At 64.7% G+C, this 19,618-nt stretch carries 14 protein-coding genes; 9 read left to right on the forward strand and 5 right to left on the reverse strand.

The annotated features are described in order from the left end of the window. Complete coding sequence (locus IHE49_RS09660; RefSeq protein WP_192157292.1) at nt 1-1,500, reverse strand: efflux transporter outer membrane subunit; 1,500 nt, start codon at nt 1,498-1,500, stop codon at nt 1-3. Between the two features lie 728 nt (nt 1,501-2,228). On the opposite strand from IHE49_RS09660, the gene IHE49_RS09665 reads away from it, so the two are divergent. Both IHE49_RS09665 and IHE49_RS09670 read left to right on the forward strand, forming a co-directional pair. Next, a complete protein-coding gene (locus IHE49_RS09665; protein WP_225578329.1) occupies nt 2,229-4,091 on the forward strand; it encodes an AI-2E family transporter in 1,863 nt (620 codons plus the stop codon). A gap of 276 nt (nt 4,092-4,367) precedes the next feature. Beyond that, a complete protein-coding gene (locus tag IHE49_RS09670; RefSeq protein ID WP_192157296.1) occupies nt 4,368-4,724 on the forward strand; it encodes a YciI family protein in 357 nt (118 codons plus the stop codon). A 376-nt stretch (nt 4,725-5,100) separates the two neighbouring features. Here IHE49_RS09670 and IHE49_RS09675 read toward each other — a convergent pair whose 3' ends face one another. Both IHE49_RS09675 and IHE49_RS09680 read right to left on the reverse strand, forming a co-directional pair. After that, nucleotides 5,101-6,462, reverse strand: a complete 1,362-nt coding sequence (locus IHE49_RS09675) for a thioredoxin family protein (RefSeq protein ID WP_192157298.1) — start codon at nt 6,460-6,462, stop codon at nt 5,101-5,103. Further along, on the reverse strand, nt 6,452-9,502 hold the full coding sequence (locus IHE49_RS09680; protein ID WP_192157483.1) for a TonB-dependent receptor: 3,051 nt from the start codon (nt 9,500-9,502) through the stop codon (nt 6,452-6,454). The genes IHE49_RS09675 and IHE49_RS09680 overlap by 11 nt, the downstream gene beginning before the upstream one ends. 486 nt (nt 9,503-9,988) lie before the next feature. Between IHE49_RS09680 and lexA the strand changes: the two genes are divergently transcribed. Genes lexA through IHE49_RS09710 form a run of 6 tightly spaced genes read left to right on the forward strand, consistent with a single transcriptional unit; the run spans nt 9,989 to nt 17,098 of the window. Continuing rightward, complete coding sequence (gene lexA / locus IHE49_RS09685; protein WP_192157300.1) at nt 9,989-10,600, forward strand: transcriptional repressor LexA; 612 nt, start codon at nt 9,989-9,991, stop codon at nt 10,598-10,600. Nucleotide 10,601: 1 nt separating this feature from the next. Further along, complete coding sequence (imuA, locus tag IHE49_RS09690) at nt 10,602-11,228, forward strand: translesion DNA synthesis-associated protein ImuA (RefSeq protein ID WP_192157302.1); 627 nt, start codon at nt 10,602-10,604, stop codon at nt 11,226-11,228. Nucleotides 11,229-11,237: 9 nt separating this feature from the next. Continuing rightward, nucleotides 11,238-12,656, forward strand: coding sequence for a DNA polymerase Y family protein (locus IHE49_RS09695; protein ID WP_192157304.1), 1,419 nt, complete (start codon nt 11,238-11,240; stop codon nt 12,654-12,656). Next, entirely contained in the window at nt 12,653-15,907 is a 3,255-nt protein-coding gene (locus IHE49_RS09700) for an error-prone DNA polymerase (protein WP_192157306.1), read from the forward strand. The genes IHE49_RS09695 and IHE49_RS09700 overlap by 4 nt, the downstream gene beginning before the upstream one ends. Nucleotides 15,908-15,909: 2 nt before the next feature. Then, nucleotides 15,910-16,542, forward strand: coding sequence for an alpha-ketoglutarate-dependent dioxygenase AlkB (locus IHE49_RS09705; RefSeq protein WP_192157308.1), 633 nt, complete (start codon nt 15,910-15,912; stop codon nt 16,540-16,542). Nucleotides 16,543-16,576: 34 nt separating this feature from the next. Next, nucleotides 16,577-17,098: a GIY-YIG nuclease family protein gene (locus IHE49_RS09710; RefSeq protein ID WP_192157310.1), complete on the forward strand. Its 522-nt coding sequence runs from the start codon at nt 16,577-16,579 to the stop codon at nt 17,096-17,098. Between the two features lie 164 nt (nt 17,099-17,262). Here the strand turns inward: IHE49_RS09710 and IHE49_RS09715 are convergent, their stop codons facing one another. Continuing rightward, on the reverse strand, nt 17,263-17,661 hold the full coding sequence (locus IHE49_RS09715) for a DUF302 domain-containing protein (RefSeq protein WP_192157312.1): 399 nt from the start codon (nt 17,659-17,661) through the stop codon (nt 17,263-17,265). A 297-nt stretch (nt 17,662-17,958) separates the two neighbouring features. Next, the gene (locus IHE49_RS09720) at nt 17,959-18,474 is read right to left on the reverse strand and encodes a hypothetical protein (protein ID WP_192157314.1); all 516 of its coding nucleotides are present in this window, start codon (nt 18,472-18,474) and stop codon (nt 17,959-17,961) included. Nucleotides 18,475-19,019: 545 nt separating this feature from the next. Between IHE49_RS09720 and fosX the strand changes: the two genes are divergently transcribed. Beyond that, complete coding sequence (gene fosX / locus IHE49_RS09725; RefSeq protein WP_192157316.1) at nt 19,020-19,439, forward strand: FosX/FosE/FosI family fosfomycin resistance hydrolase; 420 nt, start codon at nt 19,020-19,022, stop codon at nt 19,437-19,439. Nucleotides 19,440-19,618: the final 179 nt, after the last annotated feature.

Below are 19,618 nucleotides of genomic sequence, written 5' to 3' on the forward strand. Positions count from 1 at the left end.
TCACTGCGTGCTCAGATCGGAGTGGTGCCACCAGCCGCCACCCAGCGCCTGGTACAGCGCGGCCGTGTCGGCGAAGCGATTGGCCTGGGCTTGCACGAGGGTGATTCGTGCCTGCTGCCAGGTTTGTTCGGCGGTCAGCCATTGCAGGTTGCTGGCATAACCGGCCTTGAGTTGGTGCTCGGTGAGGTCCAGCGTCAGCTTCGCGGCCTGCTCGGCCTTTGCCGCGGATTGCAGTGCCTTCGCGTCCTGATCGAGTGCGACCAGCGTGTCGGCGACGTTCTGGAACGCCGCAAGCACGGTGCTGCGGTATTGCTCGTCGGCCTCGACAAAGGCGGCCTTCGCCGCGCGCTGCTGGTGCAACAGGGTGCCGCCCTCGAAGATCGGTGCGGTGATGCCTGCCGCCATGTCCCAGAAGCCGGTGCCCCCGGTGAACAGTTTGGAAAACTCCAGCGAGGTGCTGCCGGTGTCGGCGGTGAGCGTGAGGTTAGGCAACCGCGCAGCCGTGGCCACGCCGACCTCGGCGCTGGCGGCATGCAGGTTGGCCTGCGCCTGGCGCACGTCCGGCCGTTGCGCCACCAGGGCCGAAGGCAGGGAGAGCGGCAGAGCCTCGGGCAGGTGCAGGCTGTCCAGCGTGATCTGGTCGCCGGCTGCCTGCGACGGGAAGCGGCCCGCCAGCACCGCCAGCAGGTCGCGTTGTTGCGCCAGTTGCTTCTCCAGTGGCGGCAGTGTTGCCTCGGTCTGCGCCAGTTGGGATTCCTGCGCGGCCAGATCGACCCGGCTCGCGTAACCCTTGGCGAACTGGTAGCGCAGGATGTCGAGCATCTTCGTGTTCTCGTCGACCAATTGCCGCGTGGCGTCTATCTGCGCCTGCAGTGCGGCCAACTGGATCGCCGCCACTGCTACGTTCGAGGCCAGCGTGTTCCAGGCCGCGATCATCTGGAAGCGTGCGGACTGCTCCTGCGCCTTGAGCGACTCGACCGAGCGCCGGTTCGCGCCGAACACGTCGGGCGTGTAGGAAATCGAGAGCTGCGGCGTGTACAGGTTGTACAGGAAGGCATTGGAATCCGGCACGGGAGCCAGCGAACCGGCCTGGCGCTGGCGGCTGGCCGACAGGTTCGCCGACACGCTGGGGAAGAATGCGCCGCGTTGCGCCAGCATGTTCTCGTGCGCCACGCGCAGGGCTGCCTGCGCGGCCTTCAGGTCCGGGTTGTGCGCCAGCGCCTGCTTGATCAGCGCGTCGAGTGGCGCGCAATGGAACAGGGTCCACCAGTCGCCGGGAATGTCCGCGCCCGATTCGAAATGCTGGGCCGAGCCGGCTGCCACGCCTGGCGTGGCAGCCGTCGCCGCCACGGGATGCGGGGTGTAGCTGCTGACGGCTGGTGGCGCAGGCGCCTTGAAATTCGGGCCCACCGCGCAAGCCGCAAGCAGCATGGCGGCGGCCGGCACGGTGAATCGCAGGGCTTGCGCCACGGGGATGCGGACAAACGGCAAGGCAACCATGGCGAACCCGTACTCTCCTCATGCATTGTTCTGCCAAGCGGCATGGCCGCTTGAATTTGGCGAAAGACGAACTCCGCGTCCCCTCATGCTTCGACTCTGGACGCCGCCGCCGCGCGGACATCGCTTGGATGCATTGCGTGCGGCAGAAAGCTCAGGACCGGATCAAGAGGTGCAAGCTCCCGGCGCTGCTTGTCGCAGGCACCTCGAGCGAGCACAAGTCGCTGAAGATATTCCCTCATGGCAGGCGCGGCAACGATGAATTTTCTTGCGGTGGGGCCATCGCGATGGGGCGGGTATCCAGCCGTCCTTTCCTGTCCATTCTTTCGAGCTTGCGGCGCGGACGTCTGTGTCATTGCAAGGAACAAGGTGGTTTCAGATGCCTACCGGCGTCAGGTTTTCTTCTCTTTGCTGGCCCATGCCGCCGCGGGCGCGATGGCGAACGGCGAGGCAGGCCGATGGGTCGAGAGCAGGATGCTCTGACCAAAGAGAAGCAAGCCGGAGAAGCGGCTTGGCTTCAAGCCGCCGGGACTGCCGGCGCGTTGTGTCGTGGATTTGGGGATTGCTTTCGCCCGTGCGACAGACGATGCGCTGCGCCGCGTCTGGGAACCGGGGGAAAGTAAAGGCGCGATTGAAGCAAACGGCGCTGGCGGAGGCTAAGCTGCTCTCGGTGTCCGGCCAAAGGGGCAAAGATGTCAACGAACGAGGTTGCCGCACCCAGGTTGCAGGCGATGGGGATACTGGCCACCGCCGCGATGCTTGCTCTGCTGTACTTCGGGCGCGAAGTGCTGGTTCCCGTGATGCTTGCCTTGTTTCTCGGCGCGCTGCTGAACCCATGGGTGCGGCTTGGCTTGAGGCTTGGGCTCGGGCATGGCCTCTCCGTCCTTCTGGTGGTGCTCGTCACCTTGGGCATCACGCTCGGTATGGCTCTCGTGCTCGGTTCGCAGGCGACGCACCTGGCGCGAAGCCTGCCGCAGTATCAGTCCACCATCCACGCCAAGTTGCAAACCCTGCGTGGCCTGACGGTAGACCGTTTCGAAAGCATGCAAGGCGAATTGGGCCGCGTCATCGAGCCGGCGACCTTGCCTGCCGGACCGGAGCAGACTGCTGCCGTCGCGACAGCCCCTAGCCCAGCGGTCGTCACTTCCGATGCATCGGCCGCCATTCCGGGCACGTCGCTGACCATGCTTTCGCACCTGCTGACGGTGGCATGGGTGCCGTTGCAGACGGGCGGCATCGTGCTGGTGGTTCTGGCGTTCGTCCTGCTGGAACACGAATCCTTGCGCGACCGCTTCATCCGCCTGGCCGGGGGCGCCGACCTGCGCGCCACCACCATGGCGATCAACGATGCGGCGGAGCGCCTTTCCCGCTTCTTCATATCGACGTTCTCGGTGAATACGGCCGTCGGCGTGGCGATCGGGGCCGGCCTGTGGTGGATCGGCTTGCCCAATGCGCTGCTGTGGGGGGCGCTGGCGGCGATATTCCGGTTTGTGCCTTATGTGGGCGTGTGGCTGGTGGCCGGATTGACGGTGCTGTTTGCCGCCGCCGTGGTGCCGGGCTGGTCGCTGGTGGCGATGACGGCGATCCTGTTCGCCGTCGTGGAACTGATCGTGTCGCAAGTGATCGAGCCGCTGCTCTACGGACACACCACGGGACTGTCGCCGCTGGCGGTGGTGGTCGCCGCGATTTTCTGGAGCTGGTTGTGGGGGCCGATCGGGCTGGTGATGTCCACGCCATTGACCTTGTGCCTGGTGGCGGCAGGCCGGCACGTGAAAGCCCTGGATCTGTTGACCATTCTGCTGGGCGACGCGCCTGCGTTGACGATGCCGCAGCGGCTCTACCAGAGGGCGCTTTCCGGCGACGCCCAGGAAATCCTGGACGAGGCACGCCGCTATCTCAGGAGCAGAACCTTCGGTGCCTATTGCGACGCCATCGTGCTGCCGGCCCTGCAGTTCGGTCGCATGGATCTCGAACGCGGGGTGATTCGCGCCGAGCAGTTGAGGATCCTGCGCGAAACCATCGTGGCGGTGATCGAGACGTTGAGCGGGGAAGGGCGGACGCGGTCATGGCGCCGGCGTCGCCCGGGTGTCCTCAACGAGGCGAATATCGGGCGCCAGCTCCGGCAACGCCGCGAGGAGACGCATGGGCGCTGGCAGGGCTCGCTGGCGGTGCCCGCCGGTTCGATCGCGATTTGCATGGGGATGGGAACAGCTTACGACGACCTGACCACGGAGTTGCTAACGCGCGTGTTGCGCGGATTGCGTGTCGATGCGCGCCATCTGGCAATCGACGATCTGCAGAACTTCGACGACGAGCCGCACCCGGATCTCACCCCCGGTGCGGTCGCGTTGATCTATCTGGTCGATACCGGAACCGAGGCGATGCGCGAGCGCGTGGATGCGCTTGCCGCGAGACTGCGCCAGCGCATGCCCGGGGCCCGCATCATTGTCCTGTGCCTCCCCGGGTTGCTGGCCCCGAACCCGCTCGACTTGTCCGAATGCCCGCATGTCGATGCCGTGACCGGTTTGCTGGAAGAGGCGGCGCAGTACGCTCTTCCGGTCGCAACGAAGACCGGCGTCCAGGACGTGGCTTGAAGCGGCGACGAGGCGCCTTCTCCGGAGCAGGTCCGGGCGTGTGATCCAACCGCCCGGTTCGGAAATCTTGCAAGGAGCCGACGGGAAATCCTGAAGGCGCCAGAGGCGACAGAGAAGCCCAATGGCCAATCGGAAAGATGGCCGGGCAGCCGATCCACGTTTTGATGCGAAATAGCTGAGATTTTTCCGGGCAGCTTGTCGAATTCCGGCCGCGCCGTTCGTCGCTATGGCAAAGGTTGGTTACCCGTCCGGTCGATGCCCTGTCAGGAGACGAAAATGCCGCAATATTTGATCTCTACCTACATTCCCGATGACTTCGATCCGTCGCTTGTCACCAAAGAGACCATCGATGCCATCCACGCGCTCAATCGGGAAATGATTGCGGCTGGCGTCAGGAAGTTCGCGTGCGGCCTGAGCCCGAAGGCCGTAACAATCCGATCGCAGCCCGACGGTGAAGTGGTCGTTACCGATGGACCGTATGCGGAGGCGAAAGAGTTCGTGGGAGGTCTTTCGATACTGGAAACCGAGAGTCTGGACGACGTGCTGGCGTGGGTGCGCAAAGGCGCCAAGGTGATTCCTGGCGTGGCCGAGGTGCGGGAGATCTTCTTCAATCCGGCTCCCGCGGAAAGTTGAGCGACAACGTCGGCGGCGGGCGTAGTTGCGCGAAAAATCGGGCGTCGGCGCGTTTCTGCGCGGAATGGTCGATCTTCGGAAGCGGGTACTGTGCAAGAACAAGGTCGGCGCAACGGCTGTCACGAACTTCGCACCGCTAGCAAGGCTCCACACCCTCTTCCGCACGTTGGAAAGAAGATTTTGAACGGACTCCTGGAACAAGGGCGGGGCGGCATGGACGGAGAGAACGCCTCAGTCATGGACTGAACTCAAGGTCCTGGCGCCAGCCTTACGCGCACCCAAGAACTGAGGCCGGTGCTTCCACGACCAAGGCGCTTTCTCTCCCATGCGGAGACGAGAAAACGCCTATGCGACGTGGCTGTCCGTTGGCATCACGTTACGACTGGAGCTCCGCCTTCAGTGCGGCTGCCTGCCTTGGGTACCACGGGCCGTTGGCAGCCAGCACGTCGCTGGCGAGCTTCCTGGCCTCGGCATCCTTGTGCAGTGCCTTGAGCGCGCGTACCTGCTGCAAGGTTACGGCCAGGCGGTTGGCACCGTAGGACTTGTCCGCCGCCTTGTTCAAATAGGGCAGCGCTTCCGCCGGGTTGCCGCCATCCAGCAGGCTGCGGCCATAGCGGTAGGCGTAGACGTAATCGTCGGGATAGGCGGCGATCAGCTGCCGCTGCACGGCATCCAGTTCGTCCTTGCGTCCGGCGCGAACGAGATAGGCACGCAGGTTGTCGGCCTGGTTGCGATCGCTGGCGAGGTTGGTGCCGAGGTGCTGGCGGGTGAGTGCGATGGCGCGGTCGAGCACGGCCTTTTCGGCGGCGCTGTCGCCCAGCAGCTTGTCGACGTCGGCGCTGGTGAGCACGGCGCTGCGCTGGTCGGCGCAGGCGGGTGAAGGGACCAGCACCTGGGTGTTGACGTAATCGTCCAGTGCCGCGCGCTGCGGTGCCAGCAGCGCCTTGCGCCTGGCCTCGGGGAGCTTGGCGCTGGCTTCGAGCAGGTTGTCCAGCACATAGGGACGCTGGCAGCCGATATTCTGCGCCAGCACTTTCTGCGCGCTGCGTATCACGGCCGGGTCGTTGTTGGCGTCGCTTGCCTTGAGCAGGGTGAGCTGGTCGAGCGCCAGCGTGACGCGGGGCTGCTTGCGCGCGGCTTTTTGCGTGGCGGCCGGCAGGCTGGCGAACCAGCCCAGGCCTGCCACGCCGTCGTTGCGGGCCTGGTAAGCCTCCAGTGCGTTGGCGACGTCATCGACGGAACCCTGCCTGGCCTGCTTCTCGAAGTCCTGCAGCGTATCGCCGTGCGCAAGGATGGCGTCGATGCGTGCGTAGAACTTGTCGCGCGGCTGTTCTGCCGCGATGCGGCCAAGCTCGTTGCCGTTGGCATCGAGCACCACGTAGCTGGGCAGGAAGCTGATGTTGAGCTTCTTCATCCAGAGTTGCGCATCAGGCGAATCGGCATCGGATTCCACCACGATGGCTTTGTGCTTCACCGCATTCCATTCCGGCCCGGTCAGCACGTGACTGGCCATGTAGTAGCAGGAGTAGCACCACACCGCGGAGAAATCGACCAGGACCGGACGATGCTGCTGCGCGGCTTCCTTGAGTGCGTCGGCGACGGTGGCGGGCGCTTGTTCGTCGGCCGCGTGGGCCAGCGCCGGAGCCAGCAGTACGAAGGAGAACGCCAGCGTCGCCTGGCGGAGCAAGCTTGGGAAGCGCATGGGAATGGCCTTGCGGGTGGTGGCGTCAGAAATCATAGGTGGCGCTCAGGCGTGCGAAGCGGGGCTGCTGGCGTACCACGGCCGAACCATACAGCGGGTCAGGGGTGTTCGGCGAAATCTGGTAGTACGGATAGGCGTTGAGTATGGCCTGCGAATTGAACAGGTTGAACACGCTCAGCGACAGGCCGAGCTTGTGGTCGGCGAAGGCCGGGCGATACGTGACCCCCACGTCCACCTGCTTGTTCCACGGCAGGCGGTGCGTGCCCGGCGGCGAGGGCTGGCCGCCGCACCAGTGGTAATAGCTGCCGTAGCCGTCCGGGTCGGTCTGGTTCGGGCCGTAGAAGCCCAGGCAGTTGCGCGGGTTGCCCGACACCAGCGACAGGTTGCCCGACACCAGCCATTCCGGCGTGAACTGGTAGTAGCCGAACAGCTTGATCTGGTGCCTGTGGTCGTTGCTCTGCGCGCCGTTGCTGTAGGACATCAGTTCCGGGAAATCCCAGTCGATGCTGGTGGACGCCGCGGTCTGCTGGATGTCCGAGCGCAGTTGGCCCTCGGTGTCGCCGTAGCTGTGCGAGAGCACGTAGTCGATCTTGCCGTACCAGTGGCCGTCGAACGGATGCTCCAGGAAGGTTTCCAGTGCGTCGTACTGGCGCTTGAGCTGCGGGAAGCCGAACTCGGCATTGGACAGCGTGACGCTGCGATAGGCGCCACTGGTATCCACCACGGTGAAGGTATTGGCGCGCCCCGGGTTGATCAGATAGCAGCTATTGGTGGCGCTGACGTCGTAGCCCAGCGCCGCGGCCTTTGCTTCGATGGTGGCCACGTCGCAGTAGTCGTCGATGCCGTTGCGCAGCACGCGCCGGGTGAGCTTGGCACCGTAGGTCCACGCCTCGCCGAGGGTCTTGTTGAAGCCGAGGATGAATTCGTCCTGGTACTCCGACTTGATGTTCTGCGCCGTCACCGTCTTCGGGTCGGGCAGCACGCCGTAGGTGTTGTTGGGCGACACCGGATTGGAGAACGCGGTGACGCCGGTGGGCGTGCCGTCGGCGGCGATGCCGCTGTAGGTGAAGTATTGCTGGGTCGCCACATAGGCGCCCGCGGCGTTCAACGCGGGGTTGAGCGGCAGCCCCAGGTAGTAGCGGCCGGCGTTGCCGTAGACCTTGAAGCTGGCATCGCCGTTCACGTCCCAGCTGAAGCCCAGGCGCGGCGCCCATTGCGCGCTGCGCTGGCGGATGTAGGGCTGGCCATCGGCGTTGTAGTCGGTGAACTGGTCGTTGCGCAGGCCCAGCGAGAGCAGCCAGCGGTCGTTGAGCTGCCACTTGTCCTCGATGTACTGCGCGCGCTGTGCCGAGCGCACGCTGGCGATGGAGCTGTCGACATACTTGATGGCGTAATAGCCCGACGCACCGCCCGGGTAATTGGCCGGCGCGCCCACGCCGAGATTGGGGATCAGCGCGACGGTGGGTGTCGTGGTGTAGGCGTAGTCCCAGTAATAGCCGGGCCCGGAGGTCTGGCTGCCCTGGTCGATGGCGCGCGAGTTCTGGTTGTCGATGCCGACCGACAGCGTATGCGGGCCCAACTGGTAGCTCAGGTCGATGCGCAGGTTGTTGGTGGTGTCGTGGCGGTTCGGGTTGTACAGCGAGGAAGTGACCTGGCTGTTGCCGATGGGCGATCCACCGCCGAGGTAGGCCGGGTTCTGGTTCTGCGTGCCGGTGACGTAGGTGAGGTCGCTGTCGTAGTTGCCCGGCACGTCGTAGTTGGCCAGGTTCATCTTGCCGTACAGCGCCGAAAAGGTGAGGTCGTCGGTGACGTAGCTGGTGAACTTGGCGGTGTACAGGTTGCCGCCGGTCTTGGTGTTGTCCGCGTCGTTGATGAAGCTGCCGCGCGCCAGCGTGCTGTAGTCGTAGTTGTAGATGCTGCCGGAGGTCTCGTCCTTGTTGGACGCGGCGGTCACTTCCAGGATGTTGCTGTCGGTGATGTTCCAGTCCAGCTTGCCGTACCACTTCGGCAGGTCGTAGTGGTAGCTCACGTAGGGCGAGGCGCTGCTCACGTTGTTCACCGTGTCGCCTTCCTGCCTCGATGCTTCGGCTGCCAGGAACAGGAACAGCTTGTCCTTGATCAACGGGCCGCCGAGGTAGGCGTCGTAGGTGGTGGTCCATTCGCGGTTCTTGCTGTTCGGGTCGTACAGGCTGCCGGCGATGGGCGAGGCGGGCAGGCCGTTGGTGTAGTAGGTGTTGGTGCCATTGGCCTGGGCGAACTCCGGCTGCCACAGCACCTGCGCACCGAAGTGCCACTCGTCGGTGCCGCGCTTGCCGACCACGTTGATCACGCCGCCGTCCGACCGCCCGTACTGCGCGCTGTAGCCGCCGGTATAGATTTCCTGCTGTTCGATGGCGCCGTAGGGCAGGGTGAGGCCGCCCAGCCCGCGTTGCGGCTCGGTGGTGTTGAAACCGTTGATGTAATACGCGTTCTCGCTGGCCGACGAGCCACCGAAGGTCGCCAGCGACTGGCCGGTGGGGCCGGTGTAGCCGCCGCTGTTGTTGACCACGCCGGGCGCCAGCAGGGCGATCGCTTCGGCCGAACGGGCCAGCGGCAGGCTGGCCAGTTCCTGCGAGGTGATGACGGTGCGCGAGTCCACGGTGGTCACGTCGATGGCGGGCGTGGCATTGGCCGTGACGTTGACCGCGCCGAGGTTCCTGGCCGCCTCGAACGACACATCGGTGCCCGCACCCACGCGCAGTGAAATGTCATTGCGCGTGTCCACGACGTTGCCGCCACGCAGCAGCGACACCGCATAGGTGCCCAGGGGGAGTTCCGTCGCGTTGTAATGGCCATGGCTGTCCACCGTCACGGTGCGGCTGATGCCGGTGCTGCTCTTGATCAGCACGCTGTCGCCGCGGGCATCGGGCACCTGGCCGAAGATGCTGCCGGTGGTGGACTGGCCCAGTACGGGCGCAGCATTGAGCGCGAGCAAGGTGGCCACGGCAAGGGCGCCAAGACGAAGTCGGGGAAGGCTGGAGCGATTCAAGGGCTGATTTCTCTCGAGGGGACGGGACGTGGGGGCCGCCCGGCGCATCCATGCGCAGGGTGCAGGCTGGGTTGGCAATGCATGACCCCATGCCAGGAAGAGGGGAGGGAGCCGTTCCTGGCGGCCTGCCGGCTTGCCTCGCGTCACGTCGCGAGGTGCCGGGCTGGATGTCGATGTAATCGCATCTTTGAATCGGTTTAAAGGCCGGATGGCATGAAGATTCAGGCCGTTCATATAGCCATTGGTTATAGGGCGCCTGCCGTTTGCCGGGCGATGGGATGGACGTCCAAATGCCAAGTCACCCATCCAAGTCATCCATCCTGGACGAGCATTCGCATGTCCGGTCACGAAGAGAATCGGGACGGACGGATACCTTTTGCGGAACAGCCCGGCGAGCTGTCATCCGTTCTTGTCCGGCAGCGCCACGTCGGGATCAAGGAGGTCAACGGGATACCGTAACCATCCGGTGTCGACGTGGAATGAGGTGGACGCGGGCGGAAGGGGACTCGCAATTCGTCACGGCGAGGTGTACAAATGTCCACCATGTCCCCCGAAACCTCCAGACGCCATCAGATCCTCGCCTTTATCCAGCGCCGGATCGCTGTCGGGCAGCCGCCCAGCCTCGCGGAGATCGCCGAAACGTTCGGATTCGCCTCGCGCAACGCCGCGCAGAAACACGTGCTGGCGCTGGCCGAAGCCGGATTGATCGAGCTGGTGCCGAATCAGAAGCGCGGTATCCGCCTGCCTGGGGCGGGGCGGCCGGACGTGGTGGCGCTGCCGATCCTGGGCCGCGTCGCCGCGGGTTCCCCGATCGGACCGGACCCCGGCCAGGGCCAGGAACTCTGGCTGGATGGACGCCTGTTCGCCCGGCGCCCGGATTACCTGCTCCGGGTCCAGGGTGACTCGATGATCGACGATGGCATCTTCGATGGCGACCTCGTCGGCGTGCACCGCACGCCGGAAGCCCGGGACGGGCAGGTCGTCGTCGCCCGCGTCGATGGCGAAATGACGATCAAGCGCCTGCAGCGCAAGCGCGACGGTATCCGGCTGTTGCCGCGCAATCCGGCCTATGCACCCATCGTGGTCTCGCCCAGCCAGGACTTCGCGATCGAAGGCATCTACTGCGGCCTGGTGCGTCGGGGCTGACATGGCGGGTATTGCCGTGCTCGAATCCCTGTTGGCCACGCAGACCTTGTGGCATGCCGGTCGCGCCACGGCCGGCACCGCGGATGGCGAGTCTACCGGCCATGCGAATCTCGACGTGCTGTTGCCACAACGCGGGTGGCCGCGGCGCGCGCTCACCGAGTTGCTGCTGCCGGCCGACGGCGTCGGCGAGCTGTCGCTGCTGCTGCCCACGCTGGCGCGCTTCACCCGGGCCGGCGCCACAGTCGTCCTGGTCGCGCCGCCGTATCTGCCCTATGCCCCGGCTTGGCAGGCCGCCGGTGTGGACCTGCTGCAACTGGAAGTGATCGATGCGACACCGCGCGATGCGCTATGGGCGTTCGAGCAATGCCTGCGCAGTGGCGCTTGTGCAGCGGTCGTCGGCTGGCCGCTGCAGGCCGACGCCGCGGCGCTGCGCCGCCTGCAGGTGGCGGCCGACAGCGGTGGCTGCGTGGGCTTCGCACTGCGCGATCGCTCGCATGCGGACAACCCGTCGCCTGCGGCACTGCGCCTGGAATACAGCCGCGACGGTCAGCGCACCGGTGCCTGGCATGTGCGCAAGTGCCGCGGCGGCCCGGTGCCGGCGCAGGCCTTCGCCGCGGGGGCGTGGTGAGGCGCGCGCATGTTGTGGGCCTGCATACTGTTGCCGCAGCTGGCGCTGGACGCTGTCCTTCGCCGTCTGCCTGATCCTTCCGCGCCGCTGGCGCTGATCGGTGGGCCGGCACAGCTGCGTACGCTGCACGCGGTCAATCCGGCCGCGGCCGCGGCCGGCCTGCGCGCGGGCATGCGTCTGACTGCGGCCCACGCCTTGCTGCCTGATGTCGCGATGGTCGATCACGATCCGCAGGCCGAGGCGTGCTGGCAACGATTCCTCGCCGCCTGGGCCTATCGCCACAGTTCGCAGGTCAGTGCGCAGTGGCCGGGCTGCATCGTGCTGGAGGTGCGTGCGAGCTTCGGCCTGCTCGGACCCTGGCCGCGGATCGAGGCGCGATTGCGCGAGGAACTCGACGCGCTGGGTTTCACGCATCGCATCGCCATGGCGCCAACGCCACGTGCTGCGCGCGTGCTGGCCGGGCTCCGCGATGGATTGGCGGTTGTCGATCCCGCCGCCCTGCATGACTTGCTGGATCGCGTGCCGGCGCGTCGTGCGCTCTTGCCCGATGACGCGGGCGAGCGGCTTCATCGGATGGGCCTGCGCGAGCTGCGCGCCGTGCGGGCGCTGCCCGCCGACAGTGTGCGCCGCCGATTCGGCCTGCTCCTGCTCCAGCACCTCGATCGGTTGTACGGCAATGCGGATGATCCGCTGGCTTACTACGCGCCACCCGACCGCTTCGACAGCCGGATCGAGCTGGAGTGTGAGGTGGAGAGCCACACCGCGCTGCTGTTCCCGCTGCGCCGGATGATCGGCGACCTGTGCACCTGCCTGTCGATCCGGGACGGTGGCGTGCAGCGCTTCGTACTGCGGTTGGAGCACGAGGGAACGCACACCGACGTGGAGGTCGGCCTGCTGGCCGCCGAACGCGAGCCGGCGATGCTGTTCGAGCTGACCCGCGGTCGGCTGGAGCGGGTGCAGCTCGGCCGCCCCGTGGTGGCGATGCGGCTACTGGTGCGGGAACTGCCGCCGTTCGTGCCGGCGACACGGGATCTCTTTGAGGTGCGCATGCACCAGGCACTGCCGTGGTCGCAACTGCGCGAGCGCCTGCGTGCCCGCCTTGGCGACACGGCCGTGCACCGTGTGGCACCGACCAGCGACCCGCGCCCGGAGCGCGCCTGGCGACGCGTGGAAGGAGCGGCGGCATGCATCGGCCAGGCGCCGGTCCGCCCGTCGCGGCCGCTATGGCTGCTACCCAAGCCCATTCCGCTGCGCGATGCGCGCCTGCGCATCGTTGCGGGCCCGGAACGCCTGGAAAGCGGCTGGTGGGACGGCGACGAGGCGCGCCGCGACTACTACATCCTGGAGACTTCGCAGGGGCAGCGGGCCTGGGCGTTCGCACCGCCGGGCGAGCAGGGCGGCTGGATGCTGCACGGGTGGTTTGCGTGAGCGGGGACGAGCTGGTGAACGGTGTGGCACCCGATACGCCGGGTGGCCGCCCACCGCGCGCGTGGACGGTGGCGCAGCGGCTGCATCGGACGGCGGCCAACGACGATGTGCAGGCGGACAGCTTCCCGGCCTACGCGGAATTGCACTGCCTGTCGGATTTCTCGTTCCTGCGTGGCGCGGCCAACGCGGAAGAACTGTTTTCGCGCGCCACGCAATGCGGCTACGAGGCGCTGGCGATCACCGACGAGTGTTCGCTGGCCGGCATCGTGCGTGGGCTGGAGGCCGCACGCGCCACCGGACTCACGTTGATCGTCGGCAGCGAATTCACGCTGGCTTGCGGGCTCCGCTTCGTGCTGCTGGTCGAGACGCTGGCCGGCTACACCCGACTGTGCGAGCTGATCACCCTCGCGCGGCGTGCGGCGCGCAAGGGCGAGTACCAGCTGACGCGCGAGAACGTGGCGAGTGTCCTGGCGGCAAATCCGAAGGACGGGGCCGGCTGCGGGTTATTCGCGCTATGGCTGCCGGCGGCGGAACCTGACGAGGCGCAGGGACGCTGGCTGCAGGAACAGCTGGGCGAGCGAGCGCACCTTGCCGTGGAGCTGCACCGCGAACAGGACGATGCCGCGCGTCTGCGCCAGTTGCTGGGCCTGGCATCGCGGCTGGCCATGACGCCGGTGGCTGCCGGCGACGTGCACATGGACGTGCGACGCCGACGCGTACTGCAGGACACGATGACCGCGATTCGCCACAACATGCCGCTGGCGGACTGCGGCGAGCATCTGTTCCGCAACGGCGAGCACCATCTGCGCACGCGGCGTGCGCTGGGCAACATCTATCCACACGCCTTGCTCGATGCGGCCGTGAAGCTGGCGCGACGCTGCACCTTCCGCATGGACGAGGTGCGCTATGCCTATCCAGCCGAGCTGGTGCCTGCCGGCCACACGCCGACGAGCTGGCTGCGCGCCCTGACCGAAGCGGGCCTGCGCGCGCGCTGGCCGGAAGGCGCGCCGCCCGCGGTCGCGGCACAGATCGAGGACGAACTGGCGCTGATCGCGGAACTCAAGTACGAGGCGTTCTTCCTCACCGTCGAGGACATCGTTCGCTTCGCCCGCTCGCGCGCCATCCTGTGCCAGGGCCGCGGCTCCTCCGCCAATTCGGCGGTGTGCTATGCGTTGGGCATCACGGTGGTCAACCCCGCCGAGAGCCGATTGCTGATGGCGCGCTTCCTGTCGCGCGCGCGCAACGAGCCACCCGACATCGACGTAGATTTCGAGCACGAACGGCGCGAGGAAGTGTTGCAGTACGTCTATGCGAAGTACGGCCGTGCGCGTGCGGCGCTGGCTGCAACCGTGATTCGCTACCGCGGCAAGAGCGCGGTGCGTGACGTTGCCAGGGCCTTCGGGTTGCCGCCGGACCAGTTGGGACTGCTCGCCGAATGCTATGGCTGGGGCAACGGTGAGACACCGATGGAGCAGCGCCTGCGCGATGCCGGCTTCGATCCGGACAATCCGCTGATTGCGCGCGTGCTGGCGGTGACGGCCCAACTGCGCGGTCATCCGCGGCACCTGTCGCAGCACGTGGGCGGCTTCATCATCAGCGATGCGCCGCTGTCGACCGTGGTGCCGGTGGAGAACGCGGCAATGGCCGAGCGCACCATCATCCAGTGGGACAAGGACGACCTGGAGACGATGCGCCTGCTCAAGGTCGACTGCCTGGCGCTCGGCATGCTGACCTGCATCCGCAAGGCGGTCGAGCTGGTCGAGCGGCATCGCGGCTACCGCATCGATCTTGCCCGGCTGCCGCCTGGCGATCCGGCGACTTACGCGCTGATCCAGGCCGCCGACACCATCGGCGTGTTCCAGATCGAATCGCGCGCGCAGATGAGCATGCTGCCGCGTCTGAAGCCGAAGACCTTCTACGACCTGGTGGTCGAGGTCGCCATCGTGCGGCCCGGCCCGATCCAGGGCGGCATGGTGCACCCCTACTTGCGACGCCGGCAAGGCAAGGAGCCGGTGGTATACCCCTCCACGGAGATCGAGGACATCCTCAAGCCCACCCTGGGCGTGCCGCTGTTCCAGGAACAGGTGATGGAACTGGTGATCCACGCCGGCTACTCGGCGGAAGAGGCCGATGGTTTGCGTCGTTCGATGGCGGCCTGGGGGCACGGTGGCGACATGGAGCCCCATCGCGTGCGTATCCGCCAACTGATGGAGGGCAAGGGCTATTCGTCCGCCTTCATCGATCAGATCTTCGAGCAGATCAAGGGCTTCGGTTCCTATGGTTTCCCGCAGTCGCACGCGGCCTCGTTTGCCAAGCTGGTCTACATCAGCTGCTGGCTGAAGCGGCACGAGCCGGCCGCGTTCGCGTGTGCACTGCTCAACGCGCAACCGATGGGTTTCTACTCGCCCAGCCAGATCGTGCAGGACGCGCGCCGCAGCGCAGGGGCGCGACCTCCCTTGGAGATCCGTCCGGTCGACGTGACCCGCAGCGCCTGGGACAACACGCTGGAAGGCGGCCACGCGCGACAAGGCATGGACGACGATGGGCAGCCCGCGTTGCGGCTGGGCATGCGGCAGGTGGCAGGACTGTCGGAGACGATGGCGCAGGCGATTGTCGCGGCGCGTGCGCAAGGAGCATTCCGCGATGTGCGAGATCTGTGCCAGCGCGCCGGACTGGACGAGAAGGCACGCCGGGTACTGGCGGAGGCGGGTGCGCTGCAGACGCTGGCCGGGCACCGTCACGCAGCACGCTGGGCGGTGGCCGGCATCGAGCAGCGTCGCCCGCTGTTGCCAGGCAGCCCTGACGAGGACGAAGTGACCTTGTCCGCACCGACAACGGGCGAGGATGTGCTGTCGGACTACCGCATCACCGGTCTGACTCTGCAGGCGCATCCGCTTTCGCTGTTGCGCCATCGGCTTCGCCAGCAGCGCGTGCTCGATTCCAATCAGCTACGTGGCTTGCCACACGGCCGCATCGTCCGGGTGGCAGGTATCGTTACCCAGCGGCAGCGCCCGGGCACCGCCAAAGGCACGGTCTTCGTCACGCTGGAAGACGAGCACGGCATGGTCAATATCGTGGTCTGGCCGGACGTGGCACTGCGCCGGCGCAAGACCCTGGTGGGCGCGCGCCTGATGCTCGTGCGCGGGCGCTGGGAGCAGGTGGACGGAGTACGGCATCTCATCGCCTGGGACCTGCACGACCTGAGTCAGCTGCTCGGCGAACTGCGCACCACTTCGCGTGATTTCCACTGACCATGCGCGCGCTCTCCACCCTGACGGACGACCTGTTCGCGCCATCCATGCAGCCACTGGTATCGGATGCCGAAGGCGGCATCCGCTATTGGCCACGTTTTGTCGACATGGACACGGCCACGTTGTGGTTCGAACGCCTACGGGCGAATGCCGAGTGGTCTTCGCTGCAGCGCCCCATGTACGACCGCGTCGTCGACGTGCCGCGACTGCTCGCCGGTTACCTACTCGACGCGCTGCCCGACACGCTGCCTCTGGCCGACATGCTGGCGCGCGTGCAAGCGTTCGTGCCCGCGCCGTACAGCCATGTCGGCATGAACTTCTACCGCGATGGCCGCGACAGCGTGGCGATGCATCACGACAAGTTGCACTCATTGGCGGTCGGCCAGCCGATCACGCTGGTGTCGCTGGGGTCGACCCGCCGCATGCTGATCCGTGCCATCGGCGGCCGTCGCGAGACGCTCGCGGTCGACCTCGCGCCAGGCAGCCTGCTGTGCATGAGCCATGCCTCCCAGCTCACCCACGAGCACGGCATCCCGAAGACCCGGCGCGAACAGCCGGCGCGGATCAGCGCGGCCTTCCGCGTAAGGACCGCACCGGTGGCGCACGCCTCCTGGCCCATCTCGCGGGACGCATGAAGCCGGACCGGCGGTGAGCATCTGCTACCTCTACGTGCTGCCCCTGGCCTATGAGGACATCCTCAAGGTCGGGATCTCGCACGATCCGTTCGCGCGGGCGCTCGCGTTCTCACACCGCTACTACGAGTTCTTCGACCTTTCGCGCAGCGTGCTGGTCGAGTTCGATTCCCGCAAGCAGGCACAGGCACGCGAGACGGCGCTGCATCGCCGGCTGCGCGAATGGAACGCGATGCAGCCGATCACGGTGCCACGGGCTGCTGCCGGCAAGAGGGAGTGGTATCGCGGCGCTTACGAGATGGTGCTCGCGCAAGTTGAGACCGACGAGAGAGAAGGGCGTACCGTGCACCGGCCGGCACGGTCGTGGTGGCAGGCGCGGCTGTGCGCTGAACGCGAGAAGCTTTACGAATGGACCATCCAACTGATGCGCGACGAAGCATCTCCATTGTCGCTGCATGAGCGGCGCCAGCGACTGGCCGATGTGCTGGATGCCTATGCACAACTGGGCGTTCCACTGGAGGGCGTACTGCCTCGAGAGTGCCATGAATACGGAAGGTGACCAGGCAAGTCATCGACAGTGAGAGGAAGCGGTCGGTCAAACTGGCTCCGTTGAACGTGAAGCTCAAGACGAAAACGGTCAGCGAATACGGGCGCGCCGTATCCGGCGCAGCACCAGCCCCACTACATGGGCAGCGCGCCGCTCCAAGCTCAGGCGGGTGACTTTTACTGGGCTGCCTGCGCCAACAGCGCTGCTGCGCCTGCGATGTTGGCTGCGAGGGAAGAGGATAGGCCATGCCGCTGGAGCACATAAGCAGCGTCGTTATAGGCGATCCACACCGCATCCTGCTCGTCCTGCCAGACCAGGGCCTTGAGCGGGAGATCCAGGCCGACCGAGGGCGATGCCTGCAATAGGGGAGTGCCGGCCTTGGGGTTGCCGAAGATGAGCATCTCTTCCTGCCGCATCGACAGTCCCGCACGCGTGGCATCGCCGCTGAAGTCGATCCGCGCGAATACGGTGAGGCCATGGGCCTTGAAGATGTCTTCCAGACGTCGGAGCGTGGTAGGCACATCGTGTGCCGAACGGATCTGCACAATGCCTTGTGCTGTTTGTGTGTTGCCCATGGCTGCATGTCCTGATGGTTGGATAAGGCGGCAGAAAGCGAATGCCCGGCCCCTATGAGATCGGAGGGGTGGCATCCAGACGCCGAGTCGTCGGATGCCATTCATTACCGGTCCCATCAAGCATGGATCGGAAAAGCTAAGCACCTTCCGACGCATGGAGAGAGTGGGCCCGCCAGCCTACTTCAAACAGGTCGCAGCGCAGGCCCCCGCCTGAGCGCGGATCGTACCCACCCTGTCGGAAGGCACGGTGTCCCATGCAAATCATGTTGCCTCTGAATGTAATTCAATATACCCGCGTCATATCAAATTATCGACAAATATTTCATTACGTGAAATGCATTCTCCATTATTAACCGCGTCAACTCTTATTCTATAAAATTTAATATATCCGTTTATTAATTTCACAAATTCTTCAAAATTGTACATACGACTAGAGAAGACCACTCTCCCGCCGCTTAAGATGTGAATCTTTGATTTTTTTATTGGGTGTACATGAAAAAATCTGCTCACCTTTCCACCGGGCGCCACAATGGTTAAATCCTTAAATGATTTAATGTTTTCCCAGTCAAGCGACTGGAGCGTCTTACCCTTAAATGCCCTGGAAATGCCAGTATCATCGATAACAAGATCTGATTCCATAATAAACGCTGAATACCAGGCAATGGCCAAAAGGGGAAATAGACCTAAGACGGCAAGGGCGCCCTGACCAAAACCAGCACTCACCGTCACCGCTACCGTCACGCATGTGTATATAAAAAAAATCACAATAGCCCCGAGAGATAGGGATGGAAAATTCAAAAATTTAAACACCATATCTTCGATCCTTGTAGTGAATAGAAAGCAATCAACTATTTTTACGTAAAATATTGCTGATAGGTTATACCAACTCTTGAAGATTGTCCATTCGTTAATGATGCGCCTTGATGGCTAAATGTAGCGTTAGCCGAATTTAGATCTAACGCAATCCCGAGGAGATTATTTGACACGGCCGTGGCGCTTAATATCGCATCCGTCACTCGGTCTGCAGTTTCGTCATGCGTTAATTGTCCCAGCAGCCAAGCCAGAACCAAAGCCAACAAAAAGACCTTTCCAGCCTCCGGCCGCATAACGGCTGGCTTCGCCACTCGTAGCGCCAACTCTCGCCCTCAAGAAAGTAGCCTTCCGCTCAATTCTGGAACCCAACCTGTGGCAACTGAGATATTCAAAAATTCTTGTGCTGTTATCACTTGAAAAATCTGGCCTCCACTCTGGTTGTTGAAACTCGTGTAGCCTTGGCCATCGACACTGTTCGTGCCTGATCGTTGGACCTTGTCGGGGGGATGCCGCGGGGTTGCCAGCTTCAACATGGGTAAAGATGCATGCATGCCATCAGCCACATCACCTTCATGGCGCACGACCTGGATCGCATGAAGGCGGTCCTGTGCGAGGTGCTCGGGGCACGCGAAATCTACGACAGCATCGAACGCAATTTTTCTCTTTCGCGCGAGAAGTTCTTCCTGTTGAATGGCTTGTGGATTGCCGTGATGGAAGGCGATTCGCGCGAGCGCAGGTCTTATGAGCATGTTGCCTTCCGCGTTAACCGCGAGGATCTTGCAGCCTGTATTCCGAAGATCGAGGCAATGGGCCTGGACATCCTTCCTCCGCGACCCAGGAAGGATGGGGAAGGGGAGTCGCTTTATTTCTACGACTTCGACAACCATCTTTTTGAACTGCATACGGGGACGCTGGAAGAGCGCCTCGCCTGCTATGGGAAGCTGTCGCCGGCCGAAGAATGTTGAGGAAGACCGGGCGATATCCGGGACGCCATCGCGGTCTGCGCATCGGAGGTCGGCCAGGGCGGGATGCCGAAGCTTACCGCCTCGCTTTCGTACCGCCGTGCATGGGTCATCGGCCCGCGAAAGCGCCATTCGCCGGTGAGCGTCAAATGCGTTCAAGACACCGACGGTTCCGGCAGGCA

The sequence above is a fragment of the Rhodanobacter sp. 7MK24 genome, from assembly GCF_014842995.1.
Classification (GTDB): domain Bacteria; phylum Pseudomonadota; class Gammaproteobacteria; order Xanthomonadales; family Rhodanobacteraceae; genus Rhodanobacter_A.